Here is a 19653-nt window from a genome sequence, read left to right as displayed (position 1 = left end):
CGCGCAGGGGCCTTACACCGCTTCGGCGACCGCGCTGCTGGCGGCCGGTGCGCTGGTGCGGATCAGGTGGTCGAACGCGGCCAGCGCGGCCTTGGAACCTTCGCCCATCGCGACCACGATCTGCTTGTACGGCACCGTGGTGCAGTCGCCGGCCGCGAACACGCCCGGCACGCTGGTCTGGCCGCGGTCGTCGATCATGATCTCGCCGCGCGGCGACAGGTCCACGGTGCCCTTCAGCCATTCGGTGTTGGGCAGCAGGCCGATCTGCACGAACACGCCGTCCAGCACCACACGGTGGCTGTCGCCGCCCACGCGGTCGCGGTAGACCAGGCCGGTCACCTTTGCGCCATCGCCCAGCACCTCGGTGGTCTGCGCGCTGGTCAGGACGGTCACGTTGGGCAGGCTCTTCAGCTTGCGCTGCAGCACCTGGTCGGCGCGCAGGCTGGCGTCGAACTCGATCAGGGTCACGTGGGCGACGATGCCGGCGAGGTCGATCGCGGCTTCCACGCCGGAGTTGCCACCGCCGATCACCGCCACGTGCTTGCCCTTGAACAGCGGGCCGTCACAGTGCGGGCAATACGCCACGCCCTTGTTGCGGTACTCGTTCTCGCCGGGGACGTTCATCTGCCGCCAGCGCGCACCGGTGGCGAGGATCACCGCCTTCGACTTCAGCGACGCGCCGTTCTCCAGCTTCAGCTCGACCAGGCCATCGGCACTGGCGGGGATCAGCTGTTCCGCGCGCTGCAGGTCCATGATGTCGACGTCGTACTCGCGCACGTGCTGCTCCAGCTGTGCGGCCATGCGCGGGCCTTCGGTGTGCGGCACCGAAATGAAGTTCTCGATCGACATGGTGTCGAGCACCTGGCCACCGAAACGCTCCGATGCGACGCCGGTGCGGATGCCCTTGCGCGCGGCATACACCGCGGCGGCGGCACCGGCCGGCCCACCGCCGACCACCAGCACGTCGAACGGCGCCTTGGCGGCGATCTTTTCCGCCTCGCGGGCGGCGGCGCCGGTGTCGAGCTTGGCGACGATCTGCTCGAGCGTCATCCGGCCCTGGTCGAACACCTGGCCGTTGAGGTAGACGGTCGGCACCGACATCACCTCGCGCGCCTCGACCTCGTCCTGGAACAGGGCGCCGTCGATGGCGACGTGGCGGATGTTGGGGTTCAGCACCGCCGCCAGGTTCAGCGCCTGCACCACGTCGGGGCAGTTCTGGCACGACAGCGAATAGTAGGTTTCGAAGTTGTAGTCGCCTTCCAGTGCGGCGACCTGTTCGAGGGTCTCGGCGGCGGCCTTCGACGGATGCCCGCCGACCTGCAGCAGCGCCAGCACCAGCGAGGTGAACTCGTGGCCCATCGGCAGCCCGGCAAAACGCAGCGAGATGTCATGGCCGGGGGTGCCCAGCGCGAACGAAGGCCGACGTGCGTCATCGCCGTCGAGCGCCAGTTCGATCTGCGGGCTCAGGCTGGCGATTTCCTCCAGCAGCTCGCGCATCTCGGCCGACTTCGCGCCATCGTCGAGCGAGGCGACGATGTGGATCGGGCGCACCACGCGCTCGAGGTAGGCGGCGAGCTGGGTCTTGAGATCCTGTTCAAGCATGTGGGGGTCCTCGAAAGTCGATAACGCGCCGCGCCGGCGCGGCGCGCCATCGCGATGAAATGGGGGAGGGGCGTGCACCGGAGCCGGCGGACGCGGCGGGCGGCGGCTGGCTTGCCCCCAGCTCCGGTGCACGCCCATCCCGCGCATGGCGGGATGGGCGCAGGCCACGGCCGGCCCGGAGGCCGGCGCAGTGGCGTTGGTCAGATCTTGCCGACCAGGTCCAGCGACGGCTTCAGGGTCTTCTCGCCTTCCTTCCACTTGGCCGGGCAGACCTCGTTCGGGTTGGCAGCGACGTACTGGGCAGCCTTGAGCTTGCGCAGGGTCTCGGTGACGTCACGGGCGATCGCGTTGTCGTGGATCTCGACGGTCTTGATCACGCCTTCCGGGTTGATGATGAAGGTGCCACGCAGGGCCAGGCCTTCTTCCTCGATGTGCACGCCGAACGCGCGGGTCAGCTGGTGGGTCGGGTCACCGACCAGCGGGAACTGCGCCTTGCCGACGGCGGCGGAAGTCTCGTGCCACACCTTGTGCGAGAAATGCGTGTCGGTGGTGACGATGTAGACCTCCGCATTGGCCTTCTGGAACTCGGCGTAATGCTCGGCGGCGTCCTCGACCTCGGTCGGGCAATTGAAGGTGAATGCGGCCGGCATGAAGATCAGCACCGACCACTTGCCCTTGAGGGCGGCGTCGGTGACTTCGAAGAACTCGCCATTGCGATAGGCGGTGGTCTTGAAGGGCTGGACCTGGGTGTTGATCAGAGACATTGAAGTCCTCGTTGGCGGGGTGGAAGAAGAAGTCCGGCGGGCACCGGGAACGCACAGAGGATAGGGATGGGCTATCAATATGTAAAATCGATAGATGCCATCGATTCAATAGACCGCGCCTATCGAATGCGTTTTCCCCTTGTCCCACCCCGCCGGCCCGGCCCCGTACGATGTGCGGATGACGATGCCTGCATCCAGCGAGGACCGTGCGCCCCGGCTCAATGCCGTGCTGCGCGCCGCCGCCGCGCGCATTGACGCGGTCGATGCCGAGTGGCTGCTGCTGCATGTGCTGCAACGGCCGCGCAGCTGGCTGTATGCGCATGGCGATGACCGCCTGGACGCGGCCCGGCAGCGGGAGTTCGAAACCCTGCTGGCGCGGCGCGAAGCCGGCGAGCCGGTGGCCTATCTCACCGGCAGGCGGGGCTTCTGGACGCTCGACCTCGCGGTCACCCCGGACACCCTGATCCCGCGTGAGGACACCGAGCGGCTGGTCGAGCTCGCGCTGGAACGCCTGCCCCCGGGCGCGCCGTCGTCGGTGGCCGACCTCGGCACCGGCAGCGGCGCGATCGCCCTGGCCATCGCGCGCGAGCGCCCGCAGGCCTGGGTGGTGGCGACCGATCGCAGCGCGGCCGCGCTGGCCGTGGCGGCAGCGAATGCCGACCGTGCCGGCCTGGAAAACGTGGAATTCGTGCACGGCGACTGGCTGGCGCCGCTGGCCGGTCGCCGGTTCGACCTCATCGCCAGCAATCCGCCGTATATCCGCAGCGGCGACCCGCACCTGTCCGAGGGCGACCTGCGCTTCGAACCGGCCTCGGCGCTGGCCTCCGGCGCCGACGGGCTCGACGACATCCGCCGCATCGTCGCCACCGCGCCCGCCCACCTGCATCCGGGCGGCTGGCTGTTGCTCGAACACGGCCAGGACCAGGGCCAGGCCGTCCGCGACCTCCTGCGCAGCGCGGGTTTCGTCGATGTGGACACCGCCCGCGACCTCGAAGGGCGCGACCGCGTCGGCGTCGGGCGCCTCGCTGGCGGTGCGCCGGCGCCGGAGGGCAGCGGAGCCGGCTGGTAGACTGCCGTGTTTCCGCAGGAGCCCCCGCCCATGCGCACGCTGTATCCCGAGATCGAACCGTTCGACACCGGCACCCTCGCGGTCGACGGTCGCCACACCCTCTACTACGAGCAGAGCGGCAACCCGAAAGGCAAGCCGGTGGTGCTGCTGCATGGCGGCCCGGGCGGTGGCAGCAACCCGAAGATGCGGCGTTTCCACGATCCGGCGAAATACCGCATCGTGCTGTTCGACCAGCGCGGTGCCGGTCGTTCGACGCCCTACGCCGACCTCGTCGACAACACCACCTGGGACCTCGTCGCCGACATCGAGAAACTGCGCGAGCACCTGTGCATCGATCGCTGGCAGGTGTTCGGCGGTTCCTGGGGTTCGACGCTGGCGCTGGCCTATGCGCAGGCGCATGCGCGCCGGGTCACCGAGCTGGTGCTGCGCGGCATCTTCATGCTGCGCCGCTGGGAGCTGGAGTGGTTCTACCAGGAAGGCGCATCACGGCTGTTCCCGGAAGCCTGGGACCACTACGTCGCGGCGATCCCGGAACACGAACGTGGCGACATGATCGCCGCCTTCCATGCCCGCCTGACCAGCGATGACGAAGCCACGCGCCTGGCCGCGGCGCGCGCGTGGAGCGTGTGGGAAGGCGCCACCTCGTTCCTGCACGTGGACCAGGATTTCGTCCACGGCCACGACGACGCGCACTTCGCGCTGGCGTTCGCGCGCATCGAGAACCACTACTTCGTCAACGGCGGCTTTTTCGAGGTCGACGACCAGCTGCTGCGCGACATCTACCGCATCGTCGACATCCCCGGCGTCATCGTGCACGGCCGCTACGACGTGGTGTGCCCGGTGCAGAACGCCTGGGACCTGCACCGCGCCTGGCCGAAGTCGGAGCTCGTGATCACTCCCGCCTCGGGCCATTCGGCGTTCGAGGCGGAGAACGTCGACGCGCTGGTACAGGCCACCGACCGCTTCGCCAACGCCTGAGCCCGGGCGTCGGGCCTGCGCCCGACGTTGCCGGGGGGTGGCACGCCGGCGGTGCCGGGCCTCACTGGCTTGGGGCGCGACTCCTCGGGGGCTCGTGGCATCGGTCGAATCACCGTCCCGGCACGCAGTCCCCCGACCCGGGTCGTTGACCCGGAGCCAGGCCGGCATGCCTTCGCAGCTCAACTCCCGGCGGGCGATCCGTCCGGGTTGTGCTCGATCATCCACAGCCCGGCCCACAGCTTGAGGTCGAGCTCGTAGCCTTCGCGATGCTTGCGCATCAGCCACGCCGGTGCCTCGGCGCGCGGCACGCTGTGCACGATGATGTTCTCGTCGCCGACACCGCCGCCGTCGCCGACCCTGCGCAGGTCGCGCGCGCGGGCGAAGGCGATGCGCTCGTTGCTCATGCCGGCCGAGGTCGGCCCGGTCAGCAGGATCTCCACCCGCCCCGGTTCCCAGCCGGTTTCCTCGATCAGCTCCCGGGTCGCCGCGGCCTCCAGGGTGTCGCCCTCATCGTCGTCGCCGACCAGCCCGGCCGGCATCTCGATGGTGGGCGCGCCCAGGGCGACCCGGTACTGCTCGACGAACAGCACCTCGTCGTCCGGAGTCACCGCGATCACGATGACGGCAAGGCCCTCGGCGCTGTGGGTGCGTTCGCAGGCTTCCCAGGTGCCGCGGCGGACCAGCCGCAGCCAGGCGCCCTCGTACAGCAGTTCGGTTTCGTTGTCGGCGTTGCTGGTCATGCGCCGATGCTAGCGCGACCGCGTGTGTGCGCGTACCCGCGGCCTCAGTACGCGGCGGTGTCCGGGAGCGTGCCCGGCAGCGCCTCGAGGCCCGCAGCCATCTGCAGGCGGCGGCGGGTCAGCGGGCCGAAGCGCAGCCCCTCGCACAGCGCGCCGAGCTCGGCGGCATTGGCCGCACCGCGAGGGAACGGCGCGATGGCGGCGCCCAACGGCGCGTCCAGCGCGATCGTCGTCAGCTGCCGGCACAGGCGTGCCTGCGCGGCATGCTCGCGCAGCCGCGCCGCGGTCTGGCGGGCGCCGCGCAGGCGCAGGTAGGGCACTTCCTCCACCCGCGCCAGCAGGGTTTCCAGATCGCCGAAGTGCGCCAGCAGTGCGGCCGCCGTCTTGGCACCGATGCCGGGGACGCCGGGAATGTTGTCGATCGCGTCGCCCGACAGCGCCAAGTAGCAGGGAATCTGGTCCGCGCGTACGCCGTGGCGGGCCGGCACGCCGTCCATGCCCCAGCGCTGGCCGCGGGCGAAGTCCCACTGCTCGTCGCCGTCCGCCAGCAATTGCGAGAGGTCCTTGTCCGCGGAGACGACCACTCCGCGCAGTCCGTGCGTGCGCGCCTGCACCAGCGCACTGCCGATCAGGTCGTCGGCCTCGTAGCGGGCATCGGCCAGCACCACCAGGCCGAGCGCGCGGGTGAGTGCCTTGCAGTGCGCGAACTGCCGCCGCAGTTCGTCCGGCGCCGGCGGGCGGTTGGCCTTGTAGTCGGCGTAGATCGCGTTGCGGAAGCAGCTGTCGAGCGCCTCGTCGAACGCCACCGCGATATGCCGCGGGCGTTCGCGCTCCAGCAGTTCGAGCAGGAAGCGCGCGAAACCGTGCACCGCGTTGGTCGGCCAGCCTTCGCCGTCGCGGAACTCGTCCGGCATCGAATGCCACGCACGGAACACATACAGGCTGGCGTCGACCAGGTGGATCGCGGGGCGCACCGCCTGCTCGCGGGGGCCGTGGCTGATGTCGGACGCGGGCGATGCCGCACTCACGCCGGGGTCCAGTCGCGCAGCAGTGTCGCCGGATCCGGGCGCTCGCGTTCCGGAACGTCCAGGCGCGGCGTGCCGAGGTGGATGAAGCCGGCGATGCGCTCGTCCTCGCCGAGGCCGAGCTCAGCCATCACTTCGGGATCGAACGCGGGCCAGCCGGTCAGCCAGGTGCCGCCATAGCCCAGCGCCTGCGCGGCCTGCAGTACCGCAAAGCACACGCACCCCGCGGTCATCAGCCGCTCGGTGTCGGGAATGGCGGTGTCATCGGGATCCAGCACCGCCACGACGGCCAGCACCAGCGGCGCGTGGGCGAAGCGCTGGCGGTCCACCGCCGCGGGGCCGGCATCCGGCCTGTGCCGCTGGCCGATCGTCGCGACCCGCTCGCCCAGTGCCTGGCGGGCGTCGCCGGCGATGCGCAGGAAGCGGAAGGGCACCCGCTTGCCGTGGTCGGGCACGCGCACCGCCGAGGCGAGGATGCGCAGCAGGGTCGGGTCGTCGGGGCCGGGCGCGTCGAGTTGCCGGGCGGGAGTCGAGCGGCGCTGGTCCAGGAACCGGAGGGCGCCGCCATCAGCGGTATTTGGGATTGGCATCACAGACGTTCCACGCGCCATTCAGGATGGTATGCACATTCCGCCGTCGTTCGATGGCGAGTGTGTATTGTCCCCCTAATGAGCACTCTCGACGACCTCGTGGCCAGGCGCCAGGCGCGTAGCGGAAGCGCGCGCGGCCCCGAGCGTGTGCTCGAGACGCTGCAGCGCGATGCGGTGACCGACCTCGTCGGCGTCATGTCGGGCTTCTGGAGCACGATCGAGGAGCAGGTGCGGATTGCCGCACTGGCCGGCCACGACTTCAGTGCCGCGCAGGAGGACCGTGTCGCCATCATGGCCCTGGCGCCGCGCGCGCTGGAACTGGCCACGCGCTACCGCGCCGCCATTGAACTCGCCTTCGCGCATTGGCGCGAGGCCGAGCCGCGCGACCCGGAGCGCGAGGGCGCGCTGGAGCTGATGTCGGAGGGCGACCTCGAGATCCATCTTGCCGGCCAGCAGATCACCGAGCTGCTGGACCACCAGTTCCTGCACCCGTTGACCGAACTCGATGAACGCCTGGACGCGCTCGCGCAGGCGCTCGGCCTGCAGGGCAGGCGCCTGAACCCGCTGCGCCCCGCGGTTGCGGTCACTGCGTTCGTGGCGCTGTTCGACGCCGAGGACCTGACCCCCAGCCTGCGGCGGATGGTGTTCCAGCAGTTCGACAAGCGGTTGCCGAAGACCCTGGGCGATATCTATGCCAAGGCCAACGCCACGTTGGCCGAAGCCGCGTTCGCAGGCGCCGCGCCCGCGCCGCGGGTGATGCAGCACCCGCGCAGCCAGCAGCCGGCGGCGCCGACCCCGGGTGCGTGGGTGCCCGAGGGTGGCACGGTCGAGGCCCGCGACACCGGCGCGCCGGGGTTCGACGGCGGGGACGGCCGGGCCGGCTCGCCGACGTTCGCTGGCGGCGTTGCCGAAGCCGCAACCGGGTACGCGATGCCTGCCACGTCAGGCCCGCCTGCCGGCCATGTCGAAGGTCAGCCGCTGCGTTACCGCGACATCGTGCGCGAACAGCTGCATGCGTGGCGCCGGCACGGTGGCTCGACGCTGGCCGGGCGCATGGGCGGCTACTACAACCCGGCACCCGAATCCGAGTCCGGATCCGAATCCAGTGCCCCGGCCGTCGACGGACAGTTCCTCGCCACCGAGGACATGTTCAACATCGCCTCGCTGCTGCAGGGCGACGACCCGGCGCCCTATGCACGCGCGCTGGCGGGTGAGGACAAGCGCCCGCTCGGCGATGTCCTGCGCAGCCAGATCCTCGGCAGCGTGCGGCAGCTCGGGCTCGACCCGGAGCAGGTCCGCTTCAGCGCCGACGAGGAGGACGCCATCGACCTGGTCGGCATCCTGTTCCAGTCGCTGGTCGAGGCCAACGACCTGCTGCAACGCGCGCGCGCCATGTACGGCAAGCTGGTGATGCCCTACCTGAAGGTCGCGCTGGTCGACGACTCGCTGTTCAACCGCCGCTCGCATCCGGCGCGCAAGCTGCTCGACGCGCTGACCGAGGCCTGCGACGGCAACAGCGGCGAGACCGCGCGCGACCAGGAAACGCTCGACCACGCCGAGCGCGCGGTCGACCGGGTGGTCGCCGAATTCCAGGACGACGCCGCGATCTTCGAACTGGCGGCCAGCGAACTGCGCGACCAGCTCGACCAGCAGCGCAAGCGTGCCGAGATCGCTGAGCGTCGCATCGCCGAATCGATCTATGGCCGCGAGCGGCTGCAGCTGGCCCGGCGTGCGGCCGAAGAGCTCGTCGCGTCCCGCCTGCAGGATCGTCCGGTCACGGCTGCGGTCGCGCATTTCCTCGACGAACACTGGCGCCACCATCTCACCCAGACCTGGCTGCGCGAGGGCCCCGAGGCCGAGCGATACCACCTCGCGGTGAGCCTCGGCGACGCGATGCTGCAGGTCGACGCGGATGCCGCGCAGGTGCGTGGCGCAGCGGTCGCGGCACAGTTGCTCGCGCTGCAGGTACCGCTGGGCGAATGCTATTCGAGCTGTGGCCTGGACGCGGCCAGTGCCCGCGAAGCGATGGCGCGCATCATCGCCGCGCTGGCGATGCCCGACACCGCCCGCCAGGTGCATACGCCGCAGGCGGACGAGGTCGACGAGTTCGAGCAGGACGACAGCCTGCCGCCGCTGCGACTGGTGGGCGGAACCGACACGCTGGAGTTCGACCCCGCCATCGCCGCGCGGATGCGCCGGCTCAAGGTCGGCCAGGGCGTGCGCCTGATCGACCGCGCCGGGCACGAGACCGCCGCGCGCATCGCGTGGATCAGCCCGCTGACCTCGCGCTTCCTGCTGGTCAACCGCCGCGGGATACGCAAGCTGGTGGTGTCGCCGGAAGAGCTCGCCGCCATGGTCGCCGCCGGCCGTGCGGTGGTACGTTCGGTGGATGCGCCTTTCGACGAAGCGATGAAGCAGTTGTGGCAGCGCCTCAACCACGCGCCGCGGGCGCCGCTGAAGGCCGCGGCAAACGGCGGCTGAGCCGCCCTCCACGGCGCGCAGTCCTGCCGCGCTCAAGATTCCTGTCCGCCGGCCGATAGCAGCGTGGGTCCCCGCAGGCGTCTACATGCGCCGGCACCGTATCGCTTAGGCTAGCGGCGGCCGCCCGTCGGGGGTGGACAGGCGGAGTCGATGGGACGCGACGGCAACATGGACACAACGGTAGCGGGTCCGCCCCGTGTCTTCGACGATCTCAGGCGTGGCATGAGCACGCGGCTGGCGCCATTGCTGCCCGCCGCGATCGCGTCCGCCCGCCGTGAATACGACAACCTCATGCTGGACGATCCGCCGCCGGGGCTGCTCGAGGATCGCAGCGACCTGCTGCTGCTCACGCGCCAGTCCACCAGCTACGAGCGCCGATGGCAGGAGCGTTTCCTGCAGGGCACGCAGGGCTGGCCGCACACCGAAGGGCCGGGCGCGCAGGGCGATGCCTTCGCCCTGGTCAGCGACGACGAGCTGCAGGCGCAGCTGATCGGCGAGCCGGTGATCGGCGCGCTGGAGCGGCGGCATGCCGACATCCTCGACACCATCGATCGCCGGCTGTATTCGCTGGCGGCGCGCCTTGGCAGCCAGTCGCGGCCGGGCAATCCCTTCGGCCCGCGTGCGCTGGTGCAGGCCTACCTGCGCGCGGTCACCGTGCATGACTGCAACTCGCGCGTGCGTGGCGCGCTGTTGCGCCACTACGAACGCCAGGCCGGAGAGCGCCTCGGCGAGCTGTATACATGGCTCAACGGCGAGCTGGCGGATGCCGGCTATGCGATGGCGTCGGGCAGCGAGGAAGCGATGCTGCTGGGTGCGGTGGGCACCGGTGCCGGGCGCGATACGGTGTGGTCGCAGGGCAACGCATTGGCGCCGCAGGCGTCGACCTGGCGGCCGCAGGCAGGCCAGCCACCCGTGCCCCGGCGTACGCCTGCCGATGCGGTGCGCGGCAACCTGCTGCGCGAACGGGTGCGGCGTGCAAGGTTTGCCGACGGCATGCGGGAAATGCGCCCGGAAGAACTGCTGGCCCTGCTGTCGTTGCTGCAGGCCGAAGCTGATGCGCTGCATGCCGTACGCGGGCAGCCCTCAATCGGGCGCGTGCTGCGCAGCTGCCTGGCCCAGGTCGGCGAACGCATCGGCATCCAGCACGGCACCGCGGTGCCGGCGCAGTTCCAGGACGACACCATCGAGCTGGTGGGACGGCTGTTCGACGAACTCGCGTCGCGGCATGCGCTGGCGCCGGCTGCGCTCGACCGCTTGGCGCGGCTGACGCTGCCGTTCCTGCGCCTGGCGCTGGAGGACCCCTACCTCTTCGACGAGTCGCCGGTGCATCCGGCGCTGCAGGTGCTGGCACGCCTGGTGGAATGCTGGGACGCCAATCCCGCGGAGCTGCCCGTCGAACAGGAACTGCACCAGCTTGCCGACCACGTCGCGCAGGCGGTCATCGACGACTACAACGGCAACAACGAGCTGTTCGTGCAGCTGCAGCGGCGCATGGAGCAGGCCATCGAGCCGTTGCAACGCCGCGCGGAGCTGGCCGAAAAGCGCGTGTGGCAGGCGATCCAGGGGCGCGAGCGGCTTGCCGCCGCGCGCCGTGATGCCGATATGCGCCTGCGCGCACTGCTGGCCCGCGGTCCGCTGCTGCCCAGCGTCGGCGAATTCCTTGCCGAGTCCTGGCGCCAGCTGCTGGTCCAGACCTGGTTGCGTGATGGCGCCGACTCCCGCCGCTACCGCGATGCGGTCGCGCTCGGCGTGGCCATGCAACGGCTGGACGCGGATGCGCGCAGCGGCGGTGGCCGCGCGGTGGCGGACGCCCTGATCGCCCTCGAGCCCTCGTTGCGTGACTGCTGCGCGGCCTGCGGTCTCGACGACGATGCGGCCACCCGCCTGCTGGCCGGGCTGGTGACCGAGCTGGCCCAGCCCGATGCGCCGCGCGCAACGCAGGCGATGACCCCGCTGGCGCCGGAAGGCGACGGGGCGGACGTGGTGGCACCCGACACGTCCCCGGATGCGGACGCACTCGATATCGGCCAGCGCCTGGTCGAACAGCGGCCGGGCGCCACGCCGCGGATGCTGCGCCTGGCCTGGCGCAGCCCGATCAGTGGTGCCCACCTGCTGGTGAATCCGCAGGGTGCGCGCGAGCGTGTCTGCACCGGTGCGGAGCTTGCGGATGCCATCGCGCGTGGCGAGCTGTTGCCGCGTCCGTCGCCGGGCCCGGTGGCAGCCGCGCTGCGGCGCCTGGAGCAAGGGACGCCCTGAGCCGTCCCTGCGGGTTGGGACGCGGTTTCCACGGTCCTGCGCAGGCGACGGTTGCGGCGGCGGCCACCCTGGCTGCATGGCGTCGACGACGCGCTGATGACTTCCGCCGCCGCGGCTCCTAGGATCGGGGCAGGGCGAGCGGAGGACGACGCATGGCGATCACCATCGGGGTTGCGCGCGAGCGGGCGCAGGGCGAGCGGCGGGTGGCCGTCACGCCGGAGACCTGCCGCAAGCTGGTTGCCGCCGGCGCACGGGTGCAGCTGGAGCGGGGCAGCGGGGACGGCGCGTACTTCGCCGATGCCGATTACGCCGCCGCCGGCGCGCAGCTGGTGGACGACAGCACCGCGGCACTGGACGGTGCCGACATCGTGCTCTGCGTGCAGGCGCCGGCGCTGTCGCAGTTCGACACTCTCAGGACGGGCGCGGTGCTGGTCGGCATCCTGCAGCCCGAGGCCGACCCGGAGCGCGGCGAGGCGATCCGCGCGCGCGGCCTGCATGCCTTCCCGCTGGAGCGGCTGCCGCGCACCACCCGCGCGCAATCGATGGACGTGCTGAGTTCGCAGGCCGGCATGGCGGGCTACAAGGCGGTGCTGATCGGCGCGCAACTGGCGCCGCGCTTCTTTCCGATGCTGACCACCGCCGCCGGCACCATCCGCCCGTCGAAGGTGCTGGTGATCGGCGCCGGCGTGGCCGGACTGCAGGCGATCGCGACCGCGCGCCGCCTCGGGGCGCAGGTGGAAGGCTTCGACGTACGGCCGGAAACGCGCGAGCAGATCGAATCGCTGGGCGCGCGCTTCCTCGACCTCGGCGTGAGTGCAGCGGGTGAGGGCGGGTACGCGCGCGCGCTGACCGACGAGGAGCGGGCCGAACAGCAACGCCGGCTCGCGGAACACCTGCGCGGAATCGACGTGGTGGTGTGTACCGCCGCCGTGCCGGGGCGGCCGGCGCCAAAGATCATCACCGATGCGATGGTGGCCGGCATGAAGCCCGGCAGCGTGATCGTCGACCTCGCCGCCGAGACCGGCGGCAACTGTGCGGCGACGCGACCCGGACACACCCACGACGTGAGCGGCGTGACCGTGGCGGGTCCGCTGGATCTGGCCAGCCTCGGCGCGCAGCACGCCAGCGAGATGTACGCCCGCAACGTGCTCAACTTCGTGCAGCTGCTGCTGGCCGATGGCGGGCTCGCCTTCGACTGGAACGACGAGCTGCTGGCACGGACGGTATGGCCGGGCGTGCCGGCGGGAGTAGACGCCGCGCCCGCATAGTGGCGCGGTACGGCCTACTCGCGCGGGCGGTGAGTCTCGAGCCAGCGCTGGCGCTCGTCCGCCGACATCGTCTTCCAGCGCGCACGCAGGGCCTCGCGCTCGCCCTCCGGCAACTGGCGCATGTGCTGGTAGAGCACGCGGGCCTCGGCCCGGCGCTCCGGCGACATGTCCTCCCAGCGCTTCATCCCCTGGCGGGCGCGGGTGCGCTGTTCGGGCGTCATCTGCTGCCAGCGCTCGGCGTGGCGCAGCATCCGCTGGCGCGCCTCGGGGCTGGCGTTCCAGCGATCGCGTACCGGTTGCATGAGGGTGTCGCGCTGGGCCTGGTCGAGCTGCTCCCAGGCCGGCAGGACAGGCGTGCTGCGGCTGGCCTCGCCGGCGGGGGGTTCGGCCATCGCCGAGGCCGCCAGGCCCAGCAGGCCGGCGATGATGCAGGTGCGGATGGGTTTCATCGGTTCACTCCATTGCCACCGGCTGCGCCTCGATGGAGGCCAGCCAGAGGAACATGTCGGGGTCTTCCTCCAGCGTGGCCAGCGGGTCGCTGACCTGTGGGGGCGCTGGCAACTGTCGGGCCACCATCGTTGCGTTGGCGGGCGCTGGCGAATCCGCCTCCGGAAGCAGCTGCATGCCGAGCAGCGCGGCGAGTGCGAGCACGCAGGCTGCCGCCAGCGCGAAGGCCGGGCGTCGTGACGGCAGTGCCGTGGCAGGCGCGGCAGGACTGCGTGGACGCAGGCGTGCCAGCGTGCGCGGGGTGATCTGCCGCAGGGCGTCGTCGTGCAGGCGGCGCGCGGCGTGGTCGAAGCGGTCCTGCGGACCGTGGGGGGCGGTCATCGGAAATCCTCCAGTTGCTGCTGCAGCGCCGTGCGGGCGCGCGAAAGGTGCGTCTTGACCGAGCCGTCGCTGCAGCCCATCACGCGCGCGGTGGTCGCCACGTCGAGTTCTTCGAGGACCCGCAGGGTGAAGGCTTCGCGCTGCCGTCGCGGCAGGTTGCGCAATGCGGCGACGAGGGTGGCGTAGGCCTCGCGCGAATCGTGTGCGCGCGACGGGTCGGGGCCGTCGTCGGCCCAGTCGAGGGTGGTGTCGGCGCTCTCGCCGGCCTCGGTCATCCAGCCCAAACGGAAGATCCGCCGCCGCTGGATATCGACGATGCGGCTGCGCAGGATGGTCCAGAACAGCGCGGTCCATTCCTCCGGCGGACGCTCGCGGTAGCCGAGCATCCGGGTCATCGCATCCTGCACCGCGTCCAGCGCGTCCTCGCGGTGGCGCAGGCCGATCTCGGCGAAGCGGAACGCACGCGTGCGCACGCCGGCGAAGAACGCGTCCAGCGTGGCGGGCAGCGGCGCAGCGCCTGCCGCGTGGTCGGCGGGGCCGTTCACGGGCATGCGGGCACTGGAAGGAAACAGGCTGCCATCCACGGTGGGGGCGGGCCTCGGTCGGGGCTCGGGGGTATCAACGTCCGTGCCGGCGGCCGGTTGACACGCACGCCGTGCGGGCCGGGCGTGGCCGGGTATGATCCGGCGGAGGCGGGCAAGGGGAGCGGGCACATGGGCGATGGATTCGTGGCGCTGTATATCTTCATGCTGGCGGCGATCGCCGGCCACGTGATCATCGCCCGCGTGCCGGTGATCCTGCATACGCCGCTGATGTCGGGCAGCAACTTCATCCACGGCATCGTACTGATCGGCGCGATGATCGTGCTCGGCCACGCCGAAACCACGGCGGAGAAGGTGATCGGCTTCGTCGCCGTGCTGATGGGCGCGGGCAACGCCGCCGGTGGCTACGTGGTGACCGAGCGGATGCTCGACATGTTCCGGTCGAGCCGGCGGCCCGGGGGCAGCGCATGAGCCCCGAGGCCGGCGGGATGCTGATGCTCGCGGTCAAAACCAGTTACCTGGTGGCGGCCACGCTGTTCCTGCTCGGCCTGCAGCGCATGGCCTCGCCGCTGACCGCGCGCAGCGGCATCCGCTGGGCGGGTGCCGGCATGCTGGTGGCCACCGTCGCCACGTTCCTGCTGCCCGGGCTGGGCAACATCGCGCTGATCGTGCTGGCGATCGTCATCGGCACCGCGCTGGCGTGGATCTCCGGCAAGCGCGTGGCGATCACCGACATGCCGCAGATGGTGGCGCTCTACAACGGCCTCGGTGGCGGCTCGGCGGCGGCGATCGGCGCGGTCGAGCTGTTGCGCTGGTCGGACGCTGGCGTGACGCCATCGCGCATCGCGCTGGTGCTGGCATTGCTGGGCGCGTTGATCGGATCGGTGGCGCTGTCGGGTTCGATCATCGCCTGGGCCAAGCTCGACGGCCGCATGGACAAGCGCTACAGCTTTCCCGGCATGCAGCTGTTCAACGCGGCGGTGTTCCTCGTCGCGCTGGTGCTGGGCGGCATGCTGGTGCACTCGCTGGGGGTGCCGCTGGTGGTGGCGTTCTTCGTCGTCGCGCTGCTGCTGGGCGTACTGATGACGCTGCCGATCGGTGGCGCCGACATGCCGGTGGTGATCTCGCTCTACAACGCGCTCACCGGCCTTGCGGTGGCGTTCGAGGGCTATGTGCTGGGCAACGAGGCGCTGATCATCGCCGGCACCATGGTCGGTGCGGCCGGCATGCTGCTGACGCGACTGATGGCCAAGGCGATGAACCGCTCGATCCGCAGCGTGCTGTTCTCGAACTTCGGCGGTGGCGGCACCGCGCAGGCCATCGAGGGCACGCAGAAATCGATCGAGGCCGGCGACGTCGCCGCGATGATGGCGTTCGCCGAGCGGGTGGTGATCGTGCCCGGCTACGGCATGGCGGTGGCGCAGGCCCAGCACAAGATCTGGGAACTGGCGCAGCGCCTGATCGAGCGCGGCGTCAAGGTGAAGTTCGCCATCCACCCGGTTGCCGGGCGCATGCCCGGGCACATGAACGTCCTGCTGGCCGAGGCGGGCGTGCCGTATGACCTCATCGCCGACATGGACGACGTCAATCCCGAATTCGCCAACACCGACGTCAGCCTGGTGATCGGCGCCAACGACGTGGTCAACCCGGTGGCGAAGACCGATCCCGCGTCGCCGATCTACGGCATGCCGATCCTCGACGTGGTGGACTCGAAGAACACCATCGTCATCAAGCGCGGCAAGGGCACCGGCTTCGCCGGCATCGAGAACGCGCTGTTCTACGCCGACAACACGCGCATGCTCTATGGCGACGGCGCGGAGATGGCGGGCGCGCTGGTGTCGGAACTCAAGGCACTCGACGGCGGGCATTGAGCGCCGACGCATCCGCGCTCGACGCCGGCGTCCGGACAGGCGCTGCGCGCTCGACCGATCAGCGTGACAGCACCGCGGCGACCACCAGCCCCGCACCGAACCACGCCAGCGCCACCGCATCCAGCGCCAGGCCGGCGATGGTCCAGGCCAGCGACGGACCGAGCCTGAGCGCGGATTCCCACGGCAACAGGCCGAACATCGTGCCGACCTGGCCGGCGATCACGCCCCATTGCGCCAGCACGATGATCACGGAGGTCAGCGCAACGCCGGCCAGCGCACGCGCGACGCCCGGGCGCATGCGCACCAGCCGCAGCAGCAATGCCGCGTCCAGCGCCGCCACCACGGCCAGTCCGTGCAGCGGGCGCGCGAAGCCACCCGCCAGCAGTACCCAGATCGCCGCGAAACCGGCACAGCCCACTGCAAGCACGGCGAGATCGAAGGCGCGGAACGCGGCGGACTTGCGCGCAGGCTCGGAGGCGGTCATCAGCAACGGGCGGCAGGGCGCGCCAGCATACCGGGATCGGCGCGCCCGACCGATGGTGGGTTCCGGGCGGCTTCGCGTGGCGGGCGATACGCAGCATGCCGGCAGCCGCTCCGGGATGCCGGATCCTGACGGCGGAACGGGCCGTTACAATGCACGGCTTGCCCACCGCGCCCCGCGCCCCCATCTCCGGCACATGTATTCCCGTAGCAGCGAACCCGTCCGTTTCGAGCGCGATTGCGCTGCCGTCCTCGTGCCGCAGGGCGACGAGGTGACGTTGCCCGCGGGAAGCGCGGGCTATATCACCCAGGCGCTGGGCGGCAGCTACACCGTGTTCGTCGAGGGCAACCTGTTCCGCATTGCCGGCCGCGATGCCGATGCGATCGGCAAGGAACCGCCGGAGCCGCTGGTGCTGCCCGACGGCGCCGACGATGCCGCGGTGGAACAACTGGTCTGGCAGCAGCTGCGCACCTGTTTCGATCCCGAGATCCCGATCAACGTGGTCGACCTGGGCCTGGTCTACGAGGCGGTGGTGCATCCCGCCGAGGCCGGCGCCCGGACGGTCGAGGTCAAGATGACGCTGACCGCCCCCGGATGCGGGATGGGCGACATCCTGGTCGACGACGTGCGCAGCAAGCTGGAGATGATTCCGACCATCGCCGAGGCCGACGTCGAGCTGGTGTTCGACCCGCCGTGGAACCGCAACATGATGTCGGAAGCGGCGCGGCTCGAAACCGGCATGTACTGACCGTCGGGCGCGTCCGCGTTGCCGGCAGGCAACCTATCCGTCGGAATTCCGGCACCCAATCTCCCGATACGTGATGGCTATCGCATTCATGCGATGACGGCCGGCGTGTTGTTGCCTTGCGTTCACCATGAACCGTCGCTTAGCGTCAGTTTGTGTCCGCGTCGCGTCAGCCACCGCCAATTATCTGCTGCGTCCACGCCCACAGCCGATGCCTGCAGTCGCCCACGGAGGCCGCCACGGTCTCCCCATCCCCGGGAGTATCCGATGTCCGTATCCCATCAACGCATCCGCATGCGGGTGCTGGTGATCGCTACCGCAACCGCTCTGTCCACGCTGGCCGTGCCGGCTCTCGCCGCCGAGCGGCTCGACCTGGGCGGCCTGCAATCGTCCGCGCTGCACGACCGTTTCATCGTCAAGTACCGCGAAGGCAGCGATGCCCAGTCGGGCAGTGCGGCCTTGCAGCGCCAGTTGCAGGCGGCCGCACGCGCAGTGCCGGCCAGGCAAGGCGTGCCGCTCACGGTGCGCGCGCTGCGCCGCACCGGCACCGGCGCGGAGGTCGTGACCACCGGGCGCAAGCTCGACCGCGCCGAGGCGGAGATGCTGATGCGGCAGATCGCCGCCGATCCGGCGGTGGAGTACGTCGAGGTCGACCAGCTGCTGCAGATCGCGCTGTCGCCCAATGATCCGCGTTACAGCCAGCAGTGGGGCTACTTCAACGCCACCGGCGGCATCCGCGCCGACCAGGCCTGGGACGTGGCCACCGGCGCCGGCGTGGTGGTCGCGGTGCTCGACACCGGCAGCACCAGCCACAGCGACCTCAACGGCAACACCATCGCCGGCTACGACATGATCAGCGACGCCACCGTCGGCGGCGACGGCAACGCGCGTGATGCCGACCCGGGCGACCCCGGCGACTACTACGGCGGCGATCCGTCGAGCTGGCACGGCACCCATGTCGCCGGCACCGTGGCCGCACTCACCAACAACGGCGTCGGCGTTGCCGGCACGGCGTTCAACGCCAAGGTCTCGCACGTGCGCGTGCTGGGGCGTGGCGGCGGCTACACCTCGGATATCGCCGACGGCATCATCTGGGCCTCCGGCGGCTCGGTGCCCGGCGTGCCGGCCAACCAGAACCCGGCCGAGGTCATCAATCTGAGCCTCGGCGGCAGCGGCAGCTGCGGCAGCACCACCCAGAATGCGATCAACGGCGCGGTGTCGCGCGGAACCACGGTGGTGGTGGCGGCCGGCAACAGCAACGCCAACGTGTCCGGGTTCACTCCGGCCAACTGCGCCAACGTGATCGCGGTCGCCGCCACCGACCAGAACGGCGCGCGGGCGAGTTTCTCCAACTACGGCACCGGCATCGATGTATCGGCGCCCGGCGTGGGCATCGTCTCCACCCTCAACAGCGGCAGCCAGGGTCCCGGCGCGGAAAGCTACGCCTCCTACAACGGCACCTCGATGGCGGCGCCGCACGTGGCTGGCGTGGTCGCGCTGATGCAGTCGGCCGCGTCCACGCCGCTGACGCCGGCGCAGATCGAGCAGATCCTCAAGGACACCGCGCGGCCGCTGCCGGGGGCGTGCTCCGGTGGCTGCGGCGCCGGCATCATCAATGCGAAGGCGGCCGTGGATGCGGCTGCGGGCGGCGGTGGTGGCCCGGGGCCCGATCCCGATCCGCCGGGCGGCGGGGCACTGCAGAACGGCGTGCCGGTGACCGGCGTGGCCGGCGCCGCCGGCAGCAGCCAGTACTGGACGATCACCGTGCCGGCCGGGGCCACCAACCTCAACATCGCGATGTCCGGCGGCAGCGGAGATGCCGACCTCTACGTGCGCTTCGGTTCGCAGCCGACCACCTCGGCCTACGACTGCCGCCCGTACCGCAGCGGCAATGCCGAGACCTGCACCTTCGCCGCACCGCAGGCCGGCACCTACCACGTGCTGGTGCGCGGTTACTCGGCGTTCTCCGGCATCACGCTGACCGGCAGCTTCAATGCGGGCAGCGGTGGCGGCAACCAGTTGCAGAAGGGGGTGCCCGTCACCGGGCTGTCCGGCGCCGCCAGCAGCAGCCGCACCTGGACTTTCAACGTGCCGGCGGGCGCCAGCAACCTCAGCTTCGCGATGTCCGGTGGCACCGGCGATGCCGACCTCTACGTGCGCCGCGGCGCCGCACCGACCACGTCGGTCTACGACTGCCGTCCGTATCGCACCGGCAACAACGAAAGCTGCACGTTCGCGAGTCCGCAGTCCGGGACCTGGCACGTCACCGTGCGCGGCTATTCCGCGTATTCCGGCGTCAGCCTGGTGGGCAACTACACCGGAAACTGAGGCGTATGCCGGTCCGGGCGGCTCCTGCTGCCCGGACCGATAGAGCGCCGCGGGCAGCCGGCACGGCGCACTCCACTCCGCAACA

At 70.8% G+C, this 19653-nt stretch carries 18 protein-coding genes; 9 read left to right on the top strand and 9 right to left on the bottom strand.

The window, feature by feature from the left end; all coding sequences use genetic code 11:
- Positions 1-12 precede the first annotated feature (12 nt).
- Both ahpF and ahpC read right to left on the bottom strand, forming a co-directional pair.
- Complete coding sequence (gene ahpF / locus E5843_RS11185; protein WP_141065996.1) at positions 13-1602, bottom strand: alkyl hydroperoxide reductase subunit F; 1590 nt, start codon at positions 1600-1602, stop codon at positions 13-15.
- Between the two features lie 200 nt (positions 1603-1802).
- Positions 1803-2366, bottom strand: coding sequence for an alkyl hydroperoxide reductase subunit C (gene ahpC / locus E5843_RS11180; protein WP_100321969.1), 564 nt, complete (start codon positions 2364-2366; stop codon positions 1803-1805).
- A 184-nt stretch (positions 2367-2550) separates the two neighbouring features.
- Here ahpC and prmC point away from each other — a divergent pair, with 184 nt between their 5' ends.
- Positions 2551-3435: a peptide chain release factor N(5)-glutamine methyltransferase gene (gene prmC / locus E5843_RS11175; RefSeq protein ID WP_136412662.1), complete on the top strand. Its 885-nt coding sequence runs from the start codon at positions 2551-2553 to the stop codon at positions 3433-3435.
- 30 nt (positions 3436-3465) lie between these two features.
- Positions 3466-4413: a prolyl aminopeptidase gene (pip, locus tag E5843_RS11170; RefSeq protein ID WP_134674014.1), complete on the top strand. Its 948-nt coding sequence runs from the start codon at positions 3466-3468 to the stop codon at positions 4411-4413.
- 179 nt (positions 4414-4592) lie between these two features.
- On the opposite strand, the gene E5843_RS11165 is transcribed toward pip, so the two are convergent.
- From E5843_RS11165 to E5843_RS11155, 3 genes are read right to left on the bottom strand one after another with little or no spacing between them, the layout of a single operon-like run.
- Positions 4593-5153, bottom strand: coding sequence for an NUDIX hydrolase (locus E5843_RS11165; protein ID WP_136412660.1), 561 nt, complete (start codon positions 5151-5153; stop codon positions 4593-4595).
- A gap of 44 nt (positions 5154-5197) precedes the next feature.
- The gene (locus E5843_RS11160) at positions 5198-6154 is read right to left on the bottom strand and encodes a 5'-3' exonuclease (protein WP_244240876.1); all 957 of its coding nucleotides are present in this window, start codon (positions 6152-6154) and stop codon (positions 5198-5200) included.
- A 23-nt stretch (positions 6155-6177) separates the two neighbouring features.
- Positions 6178-6768 (bottom strand): nitroreductase family protein, encoded by a 591-nt coding sequence (locus E5843_RS11155; RefSeq protein ID WP_136412659.1) that lies wholly within the window; start codon positions 6766-6768, stop codon positions 6178-6180.
- 78 nt (positions 6769-6846) lie between these two features.
- Between E5843_RS11155 and E5843_RS11150 the strand changes: the two genes are divergently transcribed.
- The 3 genes from E5843_RS11150 (at position 6847) to E5843_RS11140 (ending at position 12773) form a co-directional block, all read left to right on the top strand.
- On the top strand, positions 6847-9249 hold the full coding sequence (locus E5843_RS11150; protein WP_141065995.1) for a DUF1631 family protein: 2403 nt from the start codon (positions 6847-6849) through the stop codon (positions 9247-9249).
- Positions 9250-9471: 222 nt separating this feature from the next.
- On the top strand, positions 9472-11505 hold the full coding sequence (locus tag E5843_RS11145; protein WP_166815990.1) for a DUF1631 family protein: 2034 nt from the start codon (positions 9472-9474) through the stop codon (positions 11503-11505).
- Between the two features lie 152 nt (positions 11506-11657).
- Complete coding sequence (locus tag E5843_RS11140; protein ID WP_134674008.1) at positions 11658-12773, top strand: NAD(P) transhydrogenase subunit alpha; 1116 nt, start codon at positions 11658-11660, stop codon at positions 12771-12773.
- A 14-nt stretch (positions 12774-12787) separates the two neighbouring features.
- Here the strand turns inward: E5843_RS11140 and E5843_RS11135 are convergent, their stop codons facing one another.
- The 3 genes from E5843_RS11135 to E5843_RS11125 are packed head-to-tail and all read right to left on the bottom strand — an operon-like array spanning position 12788 to position 14152.
- Positions 12788-13222, bottom strand: coding sequence for a DUF3106 domain-containing protein (locus tag E5843_RS11135; protein WP_134674007.1), 435 nt, complete (start codon positions 13220-13222; stop codon positions 12788-12790).
- A gap of 4 nt (positions 13223-13226) precedes the next feature.
- Positions 13227-13601, bottom strand: a complete 375-nt coding sequence (locus E5843_RS11130) for a hypothetical protein (RefSeq protein ID WP_134674006.1) — start codon at positions 13599-13601, stop codon at positions 13227-13229.
- On the bottom strand, positions 13598-14152 hold the full coding sequence (locus E5843_RS11125; protein WP_244240769.1) for an RNA polymerase sigma factor: 555 nt from the start codon (positions 14150-14152) through the stop codon (positions 13598-13600). Before E5843_RS11125 ends, E5843_RS11130 begins: the two co-directional genes overlap by 4 nt.
- 162 nt (positions 14153-14314) lie before the next feature.
- Between E5843_RS11125 and E5843_RS11120 the strand changes: the two genes are divergently transcribed.
- Positions 14315-14614 (top strand): NAD(P) transhydrogenase subunit alpha part 2, encoded by a 300-nt coding sequence (locus tag E5843_RS11120; protein ID WP_136412655.1) that lies wholly within the window; start codon positions 14315-14317, stop codon positions 14612-14614.
- Positions 14611-16014, top strand: coding sequence for an NAD(P)(+) transhydrogenase (Re/Si-specific) subunit beta (locus tag E5843_RS11115; RefSeq protein WP_141065993.1), 1404 nt, complete (start codon positions 14611-14613; stop codon positions 16012-16014). The genes E5843_RS11120 and E5843_RS11115 overlap by 4 nt, the downstream gene beginning before the upstream one ends.
- 58 nt (positions 16015-16072) lie before the next feature.
- On the opposite strand, the gene E5843_RS11110 is transcribed toward E5843_RS11115, so the two are convergent.
- A complete protein-coding gene (locus E5843_RS11110; RefSeq protein ID WP_134674003.1) occupies positions 16073-16498 on the bottom strand; it encodes a hypothetical protein in 426 nt (141 codons plus the stop codon).
- 193 nt (positions 16499-16691) lie between these two features.
- Between E5843_RS11110 and sufT the strand changes: the two genes are divergently transcribed.
- Positions 16692-17243: a putative Fe-S cluster assembly protein SufT gene (gene sufT / locus E5843_RS11105; RefSeq protein ID WP_134674002.1), complete on the top strand. Its 552-nt coding sequence runs from the start codon at positions 16692-16694 to the stop codon at positions 17241-17243.
- Between the two features lie 264 nt (positions 17244-17507).
- Positions 17508-19568: a S8 family peptidase gene (locus E5843_RS11100; RefSeq protein ID WP_134674001.1), complete on the top strand. Its 2061-nt coding sequence runs from the start codon at positions 17508-17510 to the stop codon at positions 19566-19568.
- The last annotated feature ends 85 nt before the right edge of the window (positions 19569-19653 follow it).

The organism is Luteimonas yindakuii (assembly GCF_004803715.2).
Lineage (GTDB): Bacteria > Pseudomonadota > Gammaproteobacteria > Xanthomonadales > Xanthomonadaceae > Luteimonas > Luteimonas yindakuii.
This window is presented reverse-complemented; position numbering and strand designations above follow the sequence as displayed.